17 protein-coding genes, 1 tRNA gene and 1 pseudogene are annotated in these 20,085 nt (G+C 61.4%); 7 read left to right on the forward strand and 12 right to left on the reverse strand.

Translation table 11 applies throughout. The features are described 5' to 3' along the window. The first annotated feature begins 33 nt into the window (after window positions 1-33). Window positions 34-195, forward strand: a complete 162-nt coding sequence (locus AB3G88_RS18810) for a DUF2986 domain-containing protein (protein WP_099586304.1) — start codon at window positions 34-36, stop codon at window positions 193-195. A gap of 1 nt (window position 196) precedes the next feature. Here the strand turns inward: AB3G88_RS18810 and AB3G88_RS18815 are convergent, their stop codons facing one another. The 4 genes and pseudogenes from AB3G88_RS18815 to AB3G88_RS18830 form a co-directional block, all read right to left on the reverse strand. Then, window positions 197-1,408: a YeeE/YedE family protein gene (locus AB3G88_RS18815; RefSeq protein ID WP_400528098.1), complete on the reverse strand. Its 1,212-nt coding sequence runs from the start codon at window positions 1,406-1,408 to the stop codon at window positions 197-199. 94 nt (window positions 1,409-1,502) lie between these two features. Further along, window positions 1,503-2,300 carry a DNA/RNA non-specific endonuclease gene (locus tag AB3G88_RS18820; RefSeq protein ID WP_099586306.1) on the reverse strand — a complete coding sequence of 266 codons (798 nt, stop codon included), beginning with the start codon at window positions 2,298-2,300 and terminating at the stop codon, window positions 1,503-1,505. A 56-nt stretch (window positions 2,301-2,356) separates the two neighbouring features. Beyond that, a pseudogene (locus tag AB3G88_RS18825) lies at window positions 2,357-2,812 on the reverse strand (TetR/AcrR family transcriptional regulator); the annotation flags it as partial. 76 nt (window positions 2,813-2,888) lie between these two features. Further along, a complete protein-coding gene (locus AB3G88_RS18830) occupies window positions 2,889-4,106 on the reverse strand; it encodes an MFS transporter (protein WP_112196300.1) in 1,218 nt (405 codons plus the stop codon). A 122-nt stretch (window positions 4,107-4,228) separates the two neighbouring features. Between AB3G88_RS18830 and AB3G88_RS18835 the strand changes: the two genes are divergently transcribed. The 4 genes from AB3G88_RS18835 to AB3G88_RS18850 all read left to right on the forward strand — a co-directional run bounded on the left by AB3G88_RS18835 (window position 4,229) and on the right by AB3G88_RS18850 (window position 8,913). Next, window positions 4,229-4,870, forward strand: a complete 642-nt coding sequence (locus AB3G88_RS18835; protein ID WP_099586308.1) for a TetR/AcrR family transcriptional regulator — start codon at window positions 4,229-4,231, stop codon at window positions 4,868-4,870. An 88-nt stretch (window positions 4,871-4,958) separates the two neighbouring features. After that, entirely contained in the window at window positions 4,959-5,480 is a 522-nt protein-coding gene (locus tag AB3G88_RS18840) for a sigma-70 family RNA polymerase sigma factor (RefSeq protein ID WP_099586309.1), read from the forward strand. Then, window positions 5,477-6,427, forward strand: a complete 951-nt coding sequence (locus AB3G88_RS18845; protein WP_480451161.1) for a FecR family protein — start codon at window positions 5,477-5,479, stop codon at window positions 6,425-6,427. Before AB3G88_RS18840 ends, AB3G88_RS18845 begins: the two co-directional genes overlap by 4 nt. 74 nt (window positions 6,428-6,501) lie before the next feature. Further along, on the forward strand, window positions 6,502-8,913 hold the full coding sequence (locus tag AB3G88_RS18850) for a TonB-dependent siderophore receptor (RefSeq protein WP_480451163.1): 2,412 nt from the start codon (window positions 6,502-6,504) through the stop codon (window positions 8,911-8,913). Between the two features lie 81 nt (window positions 8,914-8,994). Here AB3G88_RS18850 and AB3G88_RS18855 read toward each other — a convergent pair whose 3' ends face one another. From AB3G88_RS18855 to AB3G88_RS18865, 3 genes are all read right to left on the reverse strand, one after another. Further along, a complete protein-coding gene (locus tag AB3G88_RS18855) occupies window positions 8,995-9,453 on the reverse strand; it encodes an Hsp20 family protein (protein ID WP_099586312.1) in 459 nt (152 codons plus the stop codon). A 338-nt stretch (window positions 9,454-9,791) separates the two neighbouring features. Then, window positions 9,792-9,867, reverse strand: a tRNA-Asn gene (locus tag AB3G88_RS18860). Window positions 9,868-9,927: 60 nt separating this feature from the next. After that, window positions 9,928-10,824, reverse strand: coding sequence for a LysR family transcriptional regulator (locus AB3G88_RS18865; RefSeq protein ID WP_099586317.1), 897 nt, complete (start codon window positions 10,822-10,824; stop codon window positions 9,928-9,930). 101 nt (window positions 10,825-10,925) lie between these two features. On the opposite strand from AB3G88_RS18865, the gene lldD reads away from it, so the two are divergent. Then, window positions 10,926-12,068: an FMN-dependent L-lactate dehydrogenase LldD gene (gene lldD / locus AB3G88_RS18870; protein ID WP_112196313.1), complete on the forward strand. Its 1,143-nt coding sequence runs from the start codon at window positions 10,926-10,928 to the stop codon at window positions 12,066-12,068. 281 nt (window positions 12,069-12,349) lie between these two features. After that, complete coding sequence (locus tag AB3G88_RS18875) at window positions 12,350-13,276, forward strand: GGDEF domain-containing protein (RefSeq protein ID WP_480451166.1); 927 nt, start codon at window positions 12,350-12,352, stop codon at window positions 13,274-13,276. 23 nt (window positions 13,277-13,299) lie between these two features. Here AB3G88_RS18875 and AB3G88_RS18880 read toward each other — a convergent pair whose 3' ends face one another. From AB3G88_RS18880 to trhO, 5 genes are all read right to left on the reverse strand, one after another. Further along, window positions 13,300-14,067 carry an iron-containing redox enzyme family protein gene (locus AB3G88_RS18880; protein WP_194733786.1) on the reverse strand — a complete coding sequence of 256 codons (768 nt, stop codon included), beginning with the start codon at window positions 14,065-14,067 and terminating at the stop codon, window positions 13,300-13,302. Between the two features lie 78 nt (window positions 14,068-14,145). After that, the gene (locus AB3G88_RS18885) at window positions 14,146-16,608 is read right to left on the reverse strand and encodes an EAL domain-containing protein (RefSeq protein ID WP_480451168.1); all 2,463 of its coding nucleotides are present in this window, start codon (window positions 16,606-16,608) and stop codon (window positions 14,146-14,148) included. 71 nt (window positions 16,609-16,679) lie between these two features. Then, a complete protein-coding gene (locus AB3G88_RS18890; protein ID WP_158878653.1) occupies window positions 16,680-18,482 on the reverse strand; it encodes an ABC transporter ATP-binding protein in 1,803 nt (600 codons plus the stop codon). Next, window positions 18,475-19,110 (reverse strand): DsbA family protein, encoded by a 636-nt coding sequence (locus AB3G88_RS18895; protein WP_112196316.1) that lies wholly within the window; start codon window positions 19,108-19,110, stop codon window positions 18,475-18,477. Before AB3G88_RS18895 ends, AB3G88_RS18890 begins: the two co-directional genes overlap by 8 nt. 3 nt (window positions 19,111-19,113) lie before the next feature. Next, entirely contained in the window at window positions 19,114-20,055 is a 942-nt protein-coding gene (trhO, locus tag AB3G88_RS18900; RefSeq protein WP_099586324.1) for an oxygen-dependent tRNA uridine(34) hydroxylase TrhO, read from the reverse strand. Window positions 20,056-20,085 lie beyond the last annotated feature (30 nt).

Consider the following 20,085-nt stretch of genomic DNA (forward strand, 5'->3'; position numbering starts at 1 on the left):
TCATCCGGGCACGTTTAACCCAGGTAGACACCCATGAATCGCCAGAAAAAACTGCAGCAGTTGTTCAAGGCCAAGGCCAAAAAGGCCAGCGCCAAATTGGCGCCCAAATCCAAGGACAAATACATCAGCAAGGCGGAGCGGGAAAAGCTGGCGGCTGAAGCCGATCAGGCGCCAGGCGTTTCCCCGCAGGACTGACTCAGCAGCCGCTCAGCGCCACCGGCCGGCGCTCGCCCGCAAAGAAAAACGGCCGCAGGCGCACGCCCACGCTGTTGCCGATAAACGCCGCCACCAACCACACCCAGCCATGCAGGCTGCCCGAGGCGATGCCGCTGAAGTACGCGCCGATGTTGCAGCCGTACGCCAGTCGCGAGCCATAACCGAGCAGCAGGCCGCCGATCACCGCAGCGATCAGCGAGCGGGCCGGGATCTTCAGGCTGGGGGCGAAACGCCCGGCCAAGCCGGCGGCCAATAGCGCGCCGAGGACGATGCCGATGTCCATGACGCTGGTGATGTCTTGCCACACCGGCGCCGCCAGGGCCTTGGCATTGCCCGGCATCTGCCAGAACGCCCAGGCGCTTACGTCCACACCCAGACCACTCGCCACCTTGGCGCCCCACAGGGCGAAGGCCGAGGTGATGCCCCACGGCCGACCGGCCAGTGCCAGGGTGGCGTAGTTGAGCAGCGCCAGACCAATCGCGCCCCACACCAAGGGCCACGGGCCGCGCAGGAAACGGCGCAGGCCTTGGTGTTCACTCTTCACGCCTTCTTCAAGCTGGCCATGACGGCGCTTTTCCAGGCGTACGGTGACGGTCGCGATGAGGGCGAACATCGCCAGGCTGGCGAGCAAGGCCGGCACTACGCCAAAGCTCTTGACGATGGACACCGCCGGGAACGCCGGCAGGGCGAACCACCAATCCACATGGTGCGTGGCGATCAACGAGCCGCAGATAAAGAACAACAGCGTCACCAGCATGCGCGCATTGCCGCCGCCCACGGTGAACAGCGTGCCCGAAGCACAGCCACCGCCCAACTGCATGCCGATGCCGAAAATAAACGCACCGAACACCACCGACACCCCGGCCGGCGCCACCAGCCCAACCACCGGTTGCCCAAACAAAGTGCCCGCTCCCAATGCCGGGAAGAACAGCAGCACCGCCAGCGCGAGCATCACCATCTGCGCGCGCAAGCCGGCGCCACGGCGTTCGTTGATGAACACGCGCCAGGCGGAAGTGAACCCGAAGGCCGCGTGATAAAGCGTCAGGCCCAATGCGGCGCCAACCACCAGCAACAATACCTGGCGCGAGCCGACGCTGTTTTGCAGGAACAAGGCGCCGAGCACCAGGATGATAAAGGCCACCAGCGGCGCGACGGGTTTGCGCGTGGGGGTTATGGAAAGAGAGGTGCTCATCGGGATCTCAGTTCATTTGAAGAGGATGGAATACGAGGCCGCAGAGTATAGACCCAGAACCCAGTGGTGAGCGGGCTGGCCCGTTCACTACAAATCAGCCGCGCCCCACCGACCCCGACACCGGAAGATTGCCCAGCAATTTAAGCCCGGTCGCCTTCACAAAGGTGTCGTAATCCATCGGCCGCTGAATCCGCGTTTCAGCATTGGGCAACACATACGCCCAGGCCCGCTGGGACGAGGCGTCGTACACCAACTTGAACAGACGCGTCGGCACCCACACCTGGTTGTCGCCCATGGTGCTGTAGCCCGAATCAAACAACGGCCCGGTAAACACAAACACATCGCCACCGGCGCGCACGGCGAATTTGCGCACGTCGGCCTCGACCTTGCTCCAGATCTTGCGGTTGTTGGTGGGGTCCTGGGGCACCATGTTCGACAGCGCGAACGACTGGGCCATGGCCTTGGCGTCCGGTGCATCGGCGGCCGGAGATTGGTGGCCACGGTCCATGGCCGGTTGCTGGCCACGGTAGTCACTCAACTCGGCGCGCGCGCCCTTGGGGATGCGCGGGTCGGCGTAGAAGTGGTTGGTGCGCTCTTCGCCTTTGGCGTCCTTGAGCTGGCGGGCGTTGAGGCGTTCGACCACCACCAGCGGCGTCTTGCTGGTTTGCGAATAGAGCACCGCGAAATGGTCGGAGCACAGCGCCAGGGGTTTCATGCTGGCGGGAATGGTGGCGGTTTTGATTGGTGTCGCGGCGGGGAAAATATCGGCGCAGCTGTCGAACGAAAGGCGCTGTTCCTGGCTGGAATAGAGGTCCATCGCACCACGGGCCTGCGCCCCGGTGGACAGCAGCAAAAGGGTCGAGAGCGCGGCTGCAATATTGCGTAAGTGCATGTTTTTAAATCTTTTCGTGAGGATCAAGCGGGACCTATGGACCCTCACATTGCACTTTAGTGCCGACCCTGAAGAATCGAATTCCACGCGGCTTCGGCCAGCGGCTCTCGATACGCCTGAGGGCTCTTTTTAACCTTGCCCGAAAGCCAGGCCCGCGAGTAGTTTTCTGCCGCGCCGATGATCAACGAGGGGATCAATTCGGCAGGCAAGTGGCCGAAATACTCCTGGCGTCCCTCGACGCTCATCCAGTCCTTCATTTGCTTGTTTCGCTGCTTGTTGCGCGACACCAGTTCGTCCTTGAACGGGCCGTTGGACACCGCAAAGCGGCTCTGAAAGACAAAGCGCGCCCAGTCCGGCTGTGCGTCTACCCACTCCACGTAGCTGTACACCAACGCCACGATGCCCTCGCGTGCGGTGTTCGCCTCTTGCAGGTAGCGATCACGCAGGGCGGCCTGGTCTTCAAGCGCGGCAAAAAACAGAGCGGCCACCAGCCCTTCCTTATTGTGCCGGTGGACATCTGCGATGAAGGCGACGTCAACGTGTTTACCGCGCGTATCACCATGAACGTGAAGCTGGCTTAGGCCCGGCTCAATGTCCCACTGCTGCGGGCCCATCGGCAGACCGCTTACCCGGTTTGAACCCATGGACCCGCGCCGTCCACGCAATGCACAGCGCCACGGCCACCAACCCCAGCATCGCCCACGGAAACGACCCCACTCCCCACGTGTCCAGCAGCACCCCGCCCACTACGCCGCTGCCGGCAATCGCGCTGTTCCACGCCACCACATTCAACGACAACGCCACATCCGCGCCCTCGCCCGCCGCATCCGCCAGGGCGGTTTGCAGCAAGGTCGCGGCGCCGCCGAAGCTCAGGCCCCACACCGCCACGCCGCAGTAGATCACCTCAGCCATTGAGCTCAGGCAGCCAAACACCACACAGACCAGCGCAAAGGCCGCCAGGCTCACCAGCACGGTCTTGCGCAACAACGGCTCGACCAGCCTGGCCGTGATCCAGATCCCCGCCAACGCGGCACTACCGAACACCAGCAGGACCAGGTCGACGCGCTCCGCCAACCCCGCCGACGCCACGAAGGGGGCGATGTAGGTGTACAGAATGTTGTGCGCCAGCATCCAACTGATCACCACCGCCAGCACCGGGCGCACGCCTGGCGTGGTCAGCACTTGGCCCAGCGACAGTCGCTGGTGTGCGGGTTGCGGCGCATAGTCCGGCACTTTCACCAACACCCAGACGATCAACACTACGGTGAGCCCAGACATCAGGCCGAAGGCGGTACGCCATCCCACCAGCCCGCCAAGCCAGGTACCCAGCGGTACACCCAGCGACAGCGCAATCGGCGTGCCGACCATGGCCAGTGCCAGCGCCCTGCCCTGTTGATGAGGCGCGACCATGCGCCGGGCGTAACCGGCGAGCAGGCTCCAGGCCAACCCCGCCGCGACTCCGGCGAAGAAACGCGCCACCAGTGTCACGCCGTAGTGAGATGACAACGCGGTGATCGAGTTGAACAGCAGGAAACCGACGATGGTCAGCAGCAACACATTGCGCCGCCGCCAGCCACGGGTAGCGATGGTCATGGGAATCACCGCCAGCACCGAACCCAATGCATAGGCCGTGACCATCTGCCCGGCCATGGACGGCGAAATCGCCAGCCCTTCGCTGATCAACGGCAACAGGCCGGCGGGCAGGGTTTCGGTAACGATGCAGATGAAGCCGGTCATGGCCAGGGCGAGCAAGGCGCCAATGGGCAGGCGTTCGGACGAGGCCGGTAGAGTGAGTGAAGGCGTCACGGGAAGCTCCTTGGAAACAGACTTAAATACTGATCGATACAAATGTTGCAGGTGACCGGCGCACATTGTCAACGACTTATGTATCGACTAGTATTTATCTCGCTTTCCACCGGAGTCTTCATATGGCACAAATGGGCCGCCCGCGTAATTTCGACCGTGCACAGGCTGTGGAACAGGCATTGCACCTGTTCTGGCAGCACGGCTACGACGCCACCTCTCTCGCTCAGCTCAAGGCGGGCCTGGGCGGCGGCATCTCCGCGCCGAGCTTTTACGCCGCGTTCGGCTCCAAGGAAGCCTTGTTCGACGAATGCGTGCAGCGCTACCTGACAACCTACGCCCAAGTCACCGAATGCTTGTGGGATGAAACCCTGCAACCGCGTCGGGCGATCGAGACCGCGTTGCGCCAGTCGGCGCGCATGCAATGTGAAGACGGTCATCCCAAAGGCTGCATGGTGGCGCTGGGCGTGATGAGCGCGCCAAGCCCGGAGAACGCACGGGTGGCAGATGGCTTGACCCAATCGCGGTTGCGCACACGGGCCGGGATCGTGGCGTGTGTAGAGCGGGCGGTGCGCCTGGGGCAATTGCCGGCGCATACCCAACCGGTGGTGATGGCGACGGTGTTTGACAGTTTCCTGCAGGGGGTGTCGATCCTGGCACGCGATGGGATGGCGCATTCAGCCATCGATGCAGCGATCAGCCAGATCATGCTGACATGGGATGTCGCCGCGTCTGTCACGCCCCCGTTATCCAAACCGAAGGCTTAAATACACAATCACCGCTGGCCACGCTTGCTTTCGCTGATGGCACACCGCTAATCTTGCGAATAATTCTTATCCGCAGACGTAGCCTCCCATGTCGGCCAGCGACCTTCCCTTGAATCAGGCTGTCCATGTGCTCTACACCGAGCACCATGGCTGGTTGTTCGGCTGGCTGCGAAAAAAACTCGGTTGCCCACAGAACGCTGCGGACCTTTCCCACGACACCTTCGTACGCATCCTTACGTCCCGGGACGCCCTCGGCGCCCTGCGTGAACCGCGGGCGTTCCTCACGACCACCGCGCGCCACCTGATCATCGACCGGGCGCGCCGCCGTCAGCTGGAAGACGCCTACCTGCGCGAACTGGCGCTGACCATCGACATGATGGAGCACTGCCAGCAGTCGCCGGAGCAGATCCTGGTCACCCTCGAAGCGCTGGAGCAGATCGCCTTTGTGCTCGACGGCCTGGCCCTGAATGCGCGACAGGCGTTCCTGCTGTACTTCCTCGAAGGCCTGCGCCAGAGCGACATCGCCAGCCGCTTGGGGATTTCCGAGCGCATGGTGCGCAAGCACCTGATGAATGCCCTGCTGCACTGCAACCACGTGCTGGACATATGAGCGCCGACCTCGACCAACAGGCCGCCAACTGGGTGATTCGCCTGAATGAAGGCAACCTCAGCGAGCGCGAGCAGCAGCAATTCGAACGCTGGAAGATCGCCGACCCACAGCACGCGGCGGCCTTTGAGCGCTTGCAGGGGTTTGTCGGGCGCTTGCAAGCCTTGCGCCCGCAACAGGCACCGGTGCAAGCCGCACTGGAAGCGGCCCGGGTACGCCGGCGCAACCCGGCCGGCCGCGTCCTGCTGGGCTTGCTGATGGCGTTGCCGGTGGCCCTGGCATTGCAGGCGTATCCGCCCAGTTACCTGCTGGCCGACCAACGCACCGCCCCGGCGCACTGGCAGCGAATCAATCTGGAGGACGGTTCGCAACTGACCCTCAGCGGCAACAGCGCCGTGGACCTGACTTTCAACGGCCAGCAACGCCAAGTGCGTTTGCTGCGCGGTGAAATACTGGTGCAGGTGGCCCACGATGCCACGCGGCCATTCACCGTGGTGACTGACGAGGGCCAGATGCGCGCCCTCGGCACGCGTTTCACGGTCAGGCGCGAAACGCCGGGCACGCTGCTGACCATGCTCGAATCGACCGTCGCCGCCACCGATGCCGGTCAACACACGGCTGTGAACGTCAGTGCCGGCGAACAGGCGCGCATTACGCCGGACGCGGTGACGCTGCTGGGCAAGGTCGATCCCCGCGCCACGAACGACGCCTGGCAACACCACCAGTTGGTGGTACAGGACCGGCCGTTGCCGGAAGTACTGGATGAGTTGGCACGCCAGTACGGCGGCCATGTGCAGTTCAATCGCGAGCAATTGGCCGACCTGCGTGTGTCTGCCGTGTTGCCGCTGGATAACCCGCGTCGCGCCCTGCAATTGATTGCCGATGGTCTGCCGGTGCGCCTGCGCTCGTTCAGTCCGCTGTGGTTGCAGATCGAGCGTCACGAAAAATAGTTTCGCGTGCCGGGTTCCGCTTTTCAGCACTGCCCCGTCAAGGAAGAAAGCACCTCAATAACAGGAATTCTTCCATGCCGCGCCACCTCAAGCGTTCTCCCTTGCCTCTCGCCCTGGCGATCAACCTGGCCAGCCTTAGCGCACTGAGCCTGGGCCTGTGCCGCCCGGTGGCCGCACAAGAGGCGGCGCGGTATGCCATCGCCGCTGGCCCGCTGGGCCCGGCACTGAACCTGTTCGCCCAGCAGGCGCATGTGGCGTTGCTGTTCGACAGCACGACCGTCGCCGGTTTGAGCACCGCGGGTTTGCAAGGCGATTTCCCGATCACCCAGGGCTTTGCCCAGTTGCTGCGTGGCAGTGGCTTGCAAGCGGTGCAAGGCGCCAACGGGTATGTGTTGGTGCCGGTCAACACCGGCGGCGCCCTGGAATTGGGGCCGACCTCGATCACCGGTTTGAGCGAAGAAAGCAGCACCGAGCACGTCAAGGGCTACGTGGCCACGCGCAACCTCAGCGCGACCAAGACCGACACACCGATTATCGAAACCCCGCAATCGTTGTCGGTGGTCACCAGCGACGAGATCCGCGACCGGCAATCGGAAACCCTGTCGCAAACCCTCGACCTGACGCCGGGTTTCACCAGCCAACCCACCAGTTTCAACCGCACCTCGGACCGCTTTCGCATTCGCGGTTTCGATGTGGAATCCGCCACCGGTGGTTCCCTGCGCGATGGCCTGCGCCTGCAAAACAACTCCTACGATGGCGTGCAGGAACCCTATGGCCTGGAACGCGCCGAAGTGATTCGCGGCGCGGCGTCGGTGCTGTACGGGCAACTGTCGCCGGGCGGCCTGATCAATACCGTGAGCAAACGCCCGAGCCAGACGCCTTACCATGAGGTCAACCTGCAAGCCGGGCAGAACAACCGCAAGCAACTGTCCGCCGACTTCACCGGCCCCCTGGGCGACAGCGACACCTTGAGCTACCGCCTGACCCTGCTCGACCGCAAGAGCGACACCGCCGCCGACCATATCCAGAACGATAAGGTCTATGTCGCCCCGGCCCTGACCTGGCGACCGAATGACGACACCTCGCTGACCTTGCTGTCGTTCTACCAGAAGACCGAAACCGGCTTCTCCGCGCCCCTGCCCTATCAATTGACCAAAGGTGTGGGCAGCGGCAATTTCCAGATCGGCCGCCACGACTTTATCGGCGAACCGGACTACGACGAGATGAACGGCGAGATGTCGGCGTTGGGCTACGAGTTCGAGCATCGCTTCGATGAACACACGCGCATCAGCCATAAGTTGCGGTACTACCAATCGGATGTGACCTGGCGCTACCTGCAGGTCAACACCTCCGGCACCAACATCGCCACTGCTCAGACCTCCGGCCTGCTGCGTCGCCAGTACAGCGACCGCGAAGAACGCTCACGGGGCCTGGCCAGCGACACCCACATCGAAAGCAAATGGCAGTTCGGCGACTGGCAGCACACCTTCCTGCTGGGCTTTGATGGGTATGACACCAGCTACGACTCCCATAACTTCCGGGGCACTGCGCAGCCGCTGAACCTGGCGACCTACCAGTACGGCCAGCCGGTGGTGGTGAATAAAAACCCTGCGACCGACCGTGGCTCGCAAATCGACACGCTGCAAAAAGGCATCTACTTCCAGGACCAGATCAAGTTCGACGAGCGTTGGATCCTGCTGCTCGGTGGCCGTCATGACTGGGCGGACCAGCACACCGAACTGTTCCGCAATGGCGACGACAGTGGCAAAAGCAATGAAGCCACCACCTGGCGCGCGGGCCTGGTGTACAAGGCCGACAATGGCCTGGCGCCCTACATCAGCTACAGCGAATCGTTCTTCCCGGTAGCCGGCACCAACAAGGCGGGTGAAAGCTTTGTGCCCACCCAGGGCAAGCAGTATGAAATCGGTATCCGCTATCAGCCCGAGGGCAGCGCCACGCTGCTGAGTGCGGCGGTGTACCAGTTGGAACAGCGCAACGTGTTGAGCCAGGACCGCACCGATATCAATTTCTCGGTGCAGGTCGGCGAGGTGCGCTCCCGAGGCTTCGAATTGGAAGCCAAGAGCGAAGTCACCCCCAACCTCAGTCTGATCGCGTCCTACGCCTACATCGACGCACGCATCACCAAAAGCGATATCGCCAGCGAAGTCGGCCAACGCAGCGAAGACACGCCCTATCACCAGGCCGCCCTCTGGGCCGATTACCGCCTGGCCGCGCTGGGCGTGCCGCAACTGCGCATCGGCGGCGGCGCGCGTTACAAGGGCACCACGCAGGCATCCGGCGTGCCGTCTTCGATGCCGGCTTACACGCTGTACGACGCCCGCGCCAGTTACGAGATCGACCCCAATTGGGAGGTCGCGCTTAACGCCAATAACGTCACCAATAAGCGCTACACCTACTGCGAGTTTGCGATTTGCCGCTATGGCGATGAGCGGCAGCTGGTCAGTTCGGTGACCTACCGCTGGTAACCGGGCGGGAACAAACACCGTTAATCATCAGTGGCACAAATAATAAAGGCGCTCCGAAGAGCGCCTTTATTCATTCCAGCCTTACTGCTCGCTGATGGATTTCACCTCAGCCTTGGCCACACCGCCAATCGCAATGCGCTTGGGTTTCGCTTCCTCCGGGACCACCCGCAGCAGGTCGATGCTCAGCAACCCGTTGGCGAGCTGCGCGCCCTGCACTTCAATGTGGTCGACCAGGCGGAACGACAACCGGAACGCACGCTGGGCGATGCCCTGGTGCAGGTAAGTAATGCCCTCATCGTGTTCACGCTTGCCACCGGCGACGGTCAACACGCCTTTTTCCACCTGGATCTCCAGGTCATCCTCAACCAGCCCTGCAGCTGCAATGACGATCCGGTAATGATCATCGCCGTGCTTTTCGACGTTGTGAGGTGGATAGGTGGTACCGGCCTCGCTGCGAAGCGCCGATTCAAAAAGGTCGTTGAACCGGTCAAAACCAACGGAATGACGGAACAGTGGGGCCAACGAGAGAGTAGTAGCCATTGCGAAATCTCCTGAGTTTTCTCCAAGTGATTTGATCCGCGACCCGCATTCGGCATCGCGTAAACCCTAAGTAGGATCAGGGGGAAAAATTTCAAGCGGCATTCACAAAAAATTTTTTCGCGACGAAGGGAGGGGTCGATACCCCGAGCTGGAACAATTCATGAAAGGCACATAACGAAACAGCAATTGCGGACTAGACAGATGAGCGCACGGGGCCTTACCAAATCTCCGAATCGTAGGATTAGAGCCGCATTCATACAGGTCACGCTGTGCGCTTTGATCACCCCGGAGAAATCCGAGGCAAAAAAAAGCCTGCATCGCTGCAGGCTTTTCATATCTGGCTCCACGACCTGGACTCGAACCAGGGACCCAATGATTAACAGTCATTTGCTCTACCAACTGAGCTATCGCGGAATGCGCCGTATGTTACTGATTGAAAAGGAGAAGTCAAGCTTTCCCTGACAATCCTGGCGATTAATCCGGATGGCCGGTTGAACGCTGCGACTCCTTGGCCAACTCCAACCAGGCCCGGGCAGCGGGTGGGAGGTGGGCGCTGGCACGCCAGGCCAGGGCGATGTGCCAGTCGGTATGGGGTTCGTCCAGGGGGATCAGGGCGATGCCGGGGTGTTGGTGCTTGTGCGCCAGCATGCGCGGCAGGAAGGCCGCGCCGAGGCCGGCGGATACCAGGTCGACAATGAAGTCGATCTGGCCGCTGCGCGCCGCCACGCGAGGTTGCACGCCTTTACGCTCACAAGCGGCAAGGATCTTGGCGTTAAGGGCGAAGCCGGCTTCGAACAGGATAAATGGCGAATCTGCCAGGTCGCTGAAATCGATCCGTTTGCGCTGGGCCAACGGGTGGCTGATCGGCAGGACAGCCATCAGCGGTTCGTTACGTACGGGTTGGTAGTCGAACCCTTCGTCTATGGGCAACAGGAGGGCCGCCAGGTCGACCTCGCCTGCCTCCAGGCACTCGCGCAGCCGTTTGCTGCCGTATTCGGTGAGTTCGATGTCGATGTCCGGGTAACGGCGGCGATAGGTGGCGAACATTGTCGCAAACAGCACGCCGCAACCCACCGGCGGCAGGCCGATGCGCAATACGCCGCGCTTGAGGCCACGCAGGTCGTTGATCTCGGCCACCAGGTCGCTGTGTTCGGCGAGCAGGATCAGGGCGCGGCTGTAGGCGATTTCGCCAGCGGCGGTGAGTTCATTGCGGTGACCGAGGCGGTTGAGCAGTGGCATGCCCAATTCATCTTCCAGGGTTTTGATCGCCTTGCTCACGCTCGACTGGGTCAACGCCACCACATCGGCGGCTTGGGAGAAACCGCCTTGGCGCACCACTTCGACAAAGGCACGCAGTGTTCTCAGGTTCATCAGTATTCCTTTCTCGACTGACCACTAGCGATAAAAGTTGCTTTTATCATGACAGAAGTTTGCCTATCTTGGAGGCACCTTGCCTTGCCGAGATTACGTGCATGATCATTTCGTCCGCCTCTGACTACCGCGCAGCCGCCAAACGCAAGCTGCCGCGCTTCCTGTTCGACTACATCGACGGCGGCGCCTACGCCGAGCACACGATGCGGGCGAACAGTTCGGACCTGGCCGAGATCAGCCTGCGCCAGCGCATCCTGCGCAATGTCGACAACTTGAGCCTCAAGACCACGCTGTTCGGCCAGACGCTGGACCTGCCGGTGATCCTCAGCCCCGTAGGCCTGACCGGCATGTATGCGCGGCGCGGCGAAGTGCAGGCGGCGAAGGCGGCGGCCAACAAGGGCATCCCGTTCTGCCTGTCGACGGTGTCGGTGTGCCCGATCGAAGAGGTGGCCTCCCAGAGCCCGCAGTCGATCTGGTTCCAGCTGTATGTGCTCAAGGACCGCGGCTTTATGCGCAATGCGCTGGAGCGCGCCCAGGCGGCCGGGGTGACCACGTTGGTATTCACAGTGGACATGCCGACGCCGGGCGCACGTTACCGCGACGCCCACTCGGGCATGTCCGGGCCGTTCGCGGCGCAGCGGCGCATGCTGCAGGCGGTCACCAAGCCGCAATGGGCCTTCGATGTGGGCTTGATGGGCCGGCCCCACGACCTGGGCAATATCTCCAAGTACCTCGGCAAACCCACTCACCTGGAAGACTACATTGGCTGGCTGGCCAACAATTTCGACCCCTCCATCAGTTGGAAAGATCTGGAGTGGATCCGCGAGTTCTGGAAGGGCCCGATGATTATCAAAGGCATTCTCGACCCCCAGGACGCCAGGGACGCCGTGAGTTTCGGCGCCGATGCCATCGTGGTCTCCAACCATGGTGGCCGCCAGCTGGACGGCGTGCTGTCCACTGCCAAAGCGTTGCCACCGATTGCCGAAGCCGTGGGCGATGACTTGACGGTGCTCGTGGACTCCGGCATCCGCTCCGGGCTCGACGTGGTGCGCATGTTGGCCCTGGGCGCCAAGGCCTGCCTGCTGGGCCGCGCCACCGCTTACGCATTGGCCGCCGACGGCCAGCAGGGGGTGGAGAACCTGCTGGACATCTTTGCCAAGGAAATGCGCGTGGCGATGACGCTGACCGGCGTCACGTCGATTGACCAGATTGACCACTCCACGTTGGTCCAATCAGCCAAATAACTGACGTCATGCGCCAACAGCCGTTTTCTGCTTAGAAAACGGCCTTTGATTTATAAGGTTTTTTATTAAAGTAAACGAAGTGGCATGAATCTAGCTCTAACCACCTTCAAGCAGGTCAAGCGATGACAAGACGTGCGGCGGTACCCAGGGGTTATAACCCTCTGTAAAGCGGTCTAGACTGTTACTCATGTTTTACGGAACTGAAGGAACAGTTAGACGCTTGGCACTCGCCACTCTCATCGAGCCTGTAAGACAGCTAAGTGCTTAGAGGCCGATCGCTTATGAAAACACCTACCCAGACCAACGCAATTGACTTTGACAGCGCTAAATTGCAACGCCTGGGCTTTGGTCAGCCATCGATCCTGCCCCACCGCCCGACGACCGTCGCGCAACTTCGGCAGCAACTGGGCATGCAGTTGCAGACCAGCCTGGAGCCGGAGCGCATCCTGGCGGTGTTCTTCCGTGAGATCCAGCGCCTGGTGCCCCTCGACGCCCTGCACTACCGGCACCAAGCCAGTGACCTGCGCCTGGAATTCGGTCAGCGCGGCCACCACTCGGTGAGCTACAGCCTCAGCCATGAAGGCGAGCACTTGGGTGAGCTGATTTTCCGTCGCAACCAGCGCCTGGCCGAAGACGAACTCGGCCAACTCGAATCCCTGCTGGCCACCCTGCTCTATCCGATGCGCAACGCCCTGCTCTACCGCGCCGCGACCCGCAGCGCCCTGCGTGACCCATTGACCGATACGGGCAACCGTATTGCCATGGACCAGACTCTGCAGCGGGAAATCGACATGGCGCGCCGGCACCTGAACCCATTGTCCTTGCTGATGCTCGACATCGACCACTTCAAGGTAATCAACGACACCCACGGCCACGCCGCCGGCGATAGCGTCCTGCGCAGTGTCGCGTCGGCCATCAAGGGCCAGTTGCGGAACGTGGACATGGTGTTTCGGTTTGGCGGGGAAGAGTTTCTGATCCTGCTGTCCAACACGGGCCGGGACGCGTCAGCGATGGTCGGCGAACGGCTGCGCCAGGCGGCACAGGCCCAGGATTACTGGGTCGATGGCACACGGATTGAGTTGACGGTGAGCCTCGGCTGTTCGACTTTGCTGGCCGCCGAGTCGGCCGATAGCCTGTTGCGCCGGGCGGACAACGCCTTGTACGTAGCCAAGCGCGAAGGCCGTAATCGCCTGGCAATGGCGGGGTAAAAACCCCCGCCATCGCCGTTACCTCATGCCTCGCTGGCGACGCGCAGCGGGCGTTCACGCACGACGCTGGCCGGCTTGTCCATTTCCAGGCGCATGCAGCTTTCCAGGAATAGGTACATATAGTCGTAGCTCTTGCACACGGCCTGGCGAAGCTCTGTCTGCAGAGCCTTGGTCGGGTTCATCCCGGCCAGGGTGCAGATGATTTCCAGGGCTTCCCAAGGATGGGCATCGTCGTACTGGGCGTGCATCTTCAGCCATTTCATCGCACGCTTGCGGTCTTCCTCGGGGAAAGCCGCCGCATACACACCCGTGGAACACACCACGGCCGACCATTCCCCTGTCGCACCCTCGATGGCGTAGTTGGTCGCGGCTACGGCTACGATCAACGCATCGGAGGAGCTGGTGTGCCAGCACCAGTGACTCAGGGCATGCAGCTCCGGCGGCACGTTCTGGGCCTGCAACTCCTCAAGGCTGACGCCATGGGCGCGGGCCCAGTGCACCCAATAGTCGGCGTGGTTCAGCTCCACACGGATATTGCGCATCAGCCAGCGTCGCGCCATGTCCTCACCGGGATGGCGGGCAAATTTGGTCTTGGTGAGGTTCTGTGCCATGTACAAGGCAAACTGTTCCACCACGGGCCAGCCACCGATCAGGTAGTGACGCATGGTCTTGGCGCTGAGCGTGTTGTCACGCATGCGTTGGTACAGTTCGTGCTCGACAACTCGGCGCTTGCTCTCGCTACAGTCCTGGATCAATTGCTGAGCCCAGACGGGGTAGCTTGAGGCTTCCATAAGCGGGCCGGTTCTGTTGAAGGTGTCGATCACTGTTAAGGCTCCTTTTTAAGTGTGATTTACAGACCAGCAAATGTTTCAGCGGAATGTGCCGGGCGCCCTGAACAACAGAGGCTGAGGCCGCACAGGTCGACACTGCAAGCTATCAAAGGTAAACAATTGCGGTCGTTCAATCAGGTAGCCCTGAGCGTAATCCACACCAATATCGAGCAATGCCTGTTCGATTTGCGGTGTTTCAACAAATTCGGCAATTGTGCGCTTACCCATGACGTGGCCGATGTGATTGATCACTTCGACCATTGCGCGGTTAATCGGGTCGTCCAGCATATCCTTTACGAAACTTCCATCGATCTTCAGGAAGTCTACAGGTAAATGTTTCAGATACGCGAACGAGGACATTCCGGCGCAAAAGTCGTCCAGGGAAAAGTGGCAACCTAAGGCTTTGAGTTCATTAATAAAGCGAATAGCACTGCCTAAATTGGCGATAGCACTGGTTTCAGTTATTTCAAAACAAATCATTTCTGGCGGAATGCTGTAAGTGTCGAATTTCTCATGCAAAAACCCGAGAAAGTCATCATCGCCAATGGTTATTCCTGACAGATTGATCGCACACATGGCCATAGGTCGGCCCGGACGCTCGTGCATGCAACGGGCGATGATCCTGAACACGTTCTCCACCACCCAACGATCCAGCGACGTCATCAACCCGTAACGCTCGGCGGCCGGGATAAAGCTGTCGGGCAGGATGATCCGACCCGCCTCGTCATGCAGGCGCAGCAGGACTTCAATATGCCCGTTGCCCGCGTCGGTATTTCCCAGAGGCGAGATCTCCTGGGCGTACAGGCAGAACCGGTTCTCTTCCAGCGCCATGTGCAATCGTTGCACCCAGGCCATTTCGCCAAAACGCAGGGACAACTCCGAATCATCGGCGTGGTACACCTGCACCCGGTTGCGGCCTTTTTCCTTGGCCATGTAGCAGGCCATGTCGGCGGCGCGCAGCGAGGTCTCCAGGGTGGTCGGGGTCTGGGAGATATGCACCAGCCCGATGCTCACGGTGGTCATGAACGGCCGGCCCTTCCAAACAAAATGCAGGCTCTGCACCGTATGTCGCAGGCTCTCGGCGATTTTTTCCGCCGCCGCCGCCGGGCAGTGTTCCAACAGGATGCCGAATTCGTCGCCGCCCAGGCGCGCCAAGGTGTCGCCTTCGCGCAAGGCAGATTGCAGCAGCGCGCAGATATGGCGCAGCAACTCATCACCTGCCGCATGGCCGCAGGTGTCGTTGACCAGTTTGAACTGGTCGAGGTCGAGGAACATCAATGCATGCCGACCGCCTTCAGGCTGCCCGGCCATGTGCAGGACCTGTTCCAGGCGATATTCGAATTCGCGGCGGTTGGCCAGGCCGGTCAAGGCGTCATGCGTGGCTTGCCACGACAGGTTGGCAATATATTGGCGCTCCTGGGTCATGTCATGCAGCACCAGCACTGCGCCGCTGATCTTGCCGGCGCTGCGAATCGGCGCCCCCACCAAGGTGACCGAAACCGTGCTGCCGTCCAGGCGCTGGATGGTTTTTGAATGCTCGCTGCCGCCCCGGAAGTGGCCGTTGACGATGTGTTCGATCAGGGTAAAGCCGTCGGGTTGGGCGTTGTCATCCAGCAGGTTGAACAGTGCTGCCAAGGGCAGGCCCTGGGCCTGGGTTGAATTCCAGTGGGTCATGGCCTCGGCTGCCGGGTTCATATAGGTAATGGCACCGTCGACATCGGTGGTGATCACCCCGTCACCAATCGACTCCAGGGTGATTTGCGCGCGCTCCTTCTCGGCCTGCAGGGCATCGGCGAAGGCATGGCGCTGGGTCAGCAGCTTATGGGTACGTAACAGCGCCAGGACGATCAGGCCCAGCGCCGTCGCCAGGTTGGTGATCAGCAGCAACCGCAGGATCATCCGCGAGCCTTCGCCCAGGGCATCGCTGAAGGCTTTGGCGGCCGGCGTCACGCCTTCGTTGATGGCGGTGATATGGGCCTTCCACTGCCGCACATCGTTAGGGTTGACCTGGTCGACGCTGATCGCGCTGTGCATTTCACGGGCCAGTTCGTCCAGCTGAACCAGATAGCGATCACCCACCGTCCACAGTTCGATGGCTTTTTCCAGGTAGCTGAAATGACGAAAGTTGAGGTACAGCCAGATCAGGCTGGTGGCATCATCCGGGTGGTTGCCGCCCTTGAGGATGCCCAGACGCGCGGCATCCAGGTCGGGAGTGGGACGGTCCAGGGCGATACGCAACTCATGGCCGCCCTGGGGCACGGCGATGGCTTGCTGGTATTTGAGATAGGTGGCCTGGTTGCGGTCATCGGCGTACAGCGTCAGGTAATAGATAGCGTCCTTCTGGCCCTTGGACCATAAGCTCTCGCCGCCCACATAGCCTCGTACCGCTGAAAGCATGTAGAGACTTCCGCAGCCCAACAATGCCTGGAACAGCACCACGGCGATAAAGGGCCAGACAATGCCCAACAGCCGAGGCGTTCCGAGAGTCCGCTTTTGCTTCATGAAGTCCCTTGCATATGCACTGCTGGATACGCACGCAAACACCCACTTCCGATAGCACAGCCTAGGCTAAATCAACGTACTTGTTGCAAATGCCCATAGAGTTTCGCGTACAAACCGCCATCGGCAATCAATTGCTGATGGTCGCCATCCTCAGCGATATGACCACCGTCAAACACTAAGACCCGATCGGCTTGTTTTACCGCCGACAGACGGTGCGCAATGATCAGTGTAGTACGCCCGCTGAGGAACCGCGCCAATGCCTGGTGCAGGTTGTACTCGGTGGCGGCGTCCAGGGCGGAGGTCGCTTCGTCGAGTATGACCACCTTGGGTTCGGCCAACACCATCCGCGCGATCGCCAGGCGCTGACGCTGACCACCGGAAAAACGCACGCCGGAGCGCCCCACCACACTGTCCAGGCCGTGGGGCAGCGCTTTAACCGTAGCTTCCAACTGGGCAATTTCAAGGGCCTGCCAGCAAGCCTGGTCACTGCGCTCGCGGCCCATGGTCAGGTTGGCGCGCACGGTATCGTTGAACAGCGCCGGGTGTTGCAGCACCACCGCGACGTGCTCGCGGATCGTCTCCAGACCGATCTCCTGCTGGGTTGCACCGCCAAATCGGATGCTGCCCGCCTGCGGCGTGTACAGCCCGAGCAGCAGTTGCACCAGGGTGCTTTTACCGCCGCCGCTGGCGCCGACAATCGCGACTTTCTCGCCAGGCGCAATCTGCAGGTTCAGTTGATTGAGCACCAGGTCGTCGCCATAACCGAAGTCCAGGCCGCGCACTTCGATACCGACGGTTTCACGCCCGCTGAACGGGTCTTCGCCGCCCGCGTATTGCGGCTCATCGGCACGTGCCAGCAACTCATTGATACGGGTCAGTGCGCCGCCCGCCGCGTAGTAGGCGTATTGCAGGTTCAGCAACTGCTCCACCGGGCCGATCATGAACCACAAGTAGCTGAACACCGCGAGCATCTGGCCGATGGACAGGTCGGAAAACAGTACGGTGAGCATCGCCGCCGCGCGGAAGATGTCGATGCCGAACTGGAACAGCAACCCGCTGGCGCGGCTCGACGCGTCGGTTTTCCATTGGGAATGGATCGCGTAGTCACGCACTTCCTGGGCGCGCTGGCCCAGGCGCCCAAGGAAAAAGCCCTGGCGGTTGCCGGCGCGGACTTCCTGGATGGCATCCAGGGTTTCGGTCAGGGCCTGGGTGAAACGCGAGGTGCTGTCGTTTTCCAGCTTCTTGAGGTGTTTGACGCGCTTGCCCAACTGCACGGTGGCGTAGATCACCAGCGGGTTGAACAGCAATATCAGCAACGCCAGTTGCCAATGCATCCACACCAGGATCGCCGAGGTGCCGACCAGCGTCAGCATCGCCACCAGAAAGCGGCTGAGGGTTTCGCCGACGAATTTATCCAGGGTATCCAGGTCGGTGACCAGATGAGTCGTGACCGTGCCGCTGCCCAGGCTTTCGTATTCGCCCAGGGAGATGCGCTTGAGCCGCTCGATCAGGCGCACGCGGATGCGGTACACGATGTCCTTGGCCAACCGCGCAAACAGCCGCGCCTGCACCACGTTGAACACCAGTGCACCACAACGCAGGGCCAGGGTGACCAGCAGCATCAGGCCGATATAACCGGCAGCTTTCTGCCAACCCAGTGGCAGCGCGTGATTCATCACCTTGAGCGCGGCATCGCCGTGGCCCAGCAGCACTTCGTCCACCAACAATGGCAACAGCAAGGGGATGGGCACACTGCACAGGGTCGCCAGCACGGCGACGCCATTGGCGATCCACAGGGATTTCTTGTGACGCAGGGCCAGGCGGCGAATTTCCGCCCAGGTCAGGCGGTCGGTGCGTGGGGCTTGCTCATGCACAGGTTGCTCGCTCCAGCCATCGGGCGAGCAACGGCGACAGCTCGGACAGCGGCTGGTAGCCGTTGGTCAGCAGCGCCAGTTGACCATTGCGCTCGGCCAACAGCGTCGGGAAACCGGCGATCCCCAGGTCCTGCACCCAGGTGAAATCAGCGGCCGTGGCGGCGTGCTGCTCGGCGCGGTCAAACTCGCCGGCAAACTCGATACGCGGGATGCCCGCCTGCTCGGCCAGTTCCACCAGCACACTGGCGAGGGTCACGTCGCGGCCCTCGACATAAAACGCACGCTGGATCAGGCCCAACAGTGTCCACGCACAATCCGGCGCCAGGCTGCGGGCAGTGACGATGGCGCGGCAGGCAGGTTCGGTGTCATACACAAAACCGTCGGGCAGTGCGCCTTCGCGCTTGAACGGCTGGCCGGTGGCGTCGGTGACGGCCTGCCAGTGTTCGAGGATGTAGCGCCGCGTGGTCGGCTCCAGCGCCGCGCCGCTGCCGGTGCGCAGGCCGCCCACCACCAGGTGCACGTCCACACCGGCCGCGTGGGCCTGCTCAACCAGCGCCTGCGCCACCGGGGCAAAGCCCCAGCACCAGGAGCACATCGGGTCCATTACATAGAGCAGGCGCGCGGACATGGGTCAGGCCTCGGATGGAGTTTGCTTGTAGTTGAAGCCAATCGGGTGCGGCATATTGCGGGCCTTGGCCAGTTCAATCTGCTTTTGCCGGTCGATTGCGCTGCGACGGGTTTTCTCCGGCAGTTTATCCCAGCAATGCGGGCAACTGATGCCAGCCACGTAGTGCTCGCTGGCGCGGTCTTCAACACTTACCGGTGTACGGCAGGCATGACACTGATCGTAGTCGCCTTCGCTCAAGTCGTGGCGTACGGTCACGCGATTATCGAAAACAAAGCAGTCGCCCTGCCATTTGGTTTCTTCCTGGGGCACCTCTTCAAGGTACTTCAGGATGCCGCCCTTGAGGTGATACACCTCACCGTAGCCTTCGCTGAGCATGTAGCTCGACGCCTTCTCGCAACGAATACCGCCGGTGCAGAACATGGCGACCTTCTTGTGCCTGGCCGGGTCGAAGTTGGCTTTGATGTAGTCGGGAAATTCGCGAAAACTGGTGGTTTTCGGGTCGATTGCGCCTTCAAAGGTGCCGATGGACACTTCGTAGTCATTACGGGTGTCGATCAACAGCACTTCGGGATCGCTGATCAGGGCGTTCCAATCCTTCGGGTCGACGTAGGTGCCGACCTTTTTGTTCGGGTCGACGCCTTCGACGCCCAGGGTCACGATCTCTTTCTTGAGTTTGACCTTGGTGCGGTAGAACGGCTGGTCGTCGCAGTACGACTCTTTGTGGTCGATGTCGATCATGCGCGGGTCGTTCTTGAGCCAGGCCATCAGGCCATCAATGCCTTCGCGGCTACCGGAAACGGTGCCGTTGATGCCTTCTTCGGCGATCAGCAAGGTGCCTTTGATGCCGTTGTCGACCATCGCCTGCAACAAGGGCTCGCGCAGGGCGACGTAATCTTCGAGGGTGACGAACTTATACAGTGCCGCCACGACAATCGGTTGAGTCATGGGTGTTCTCTCCAGGTGGCTACCCTCGCA

This window comes from Pseudomonas arvensis, from assembly GCF_056688935.1.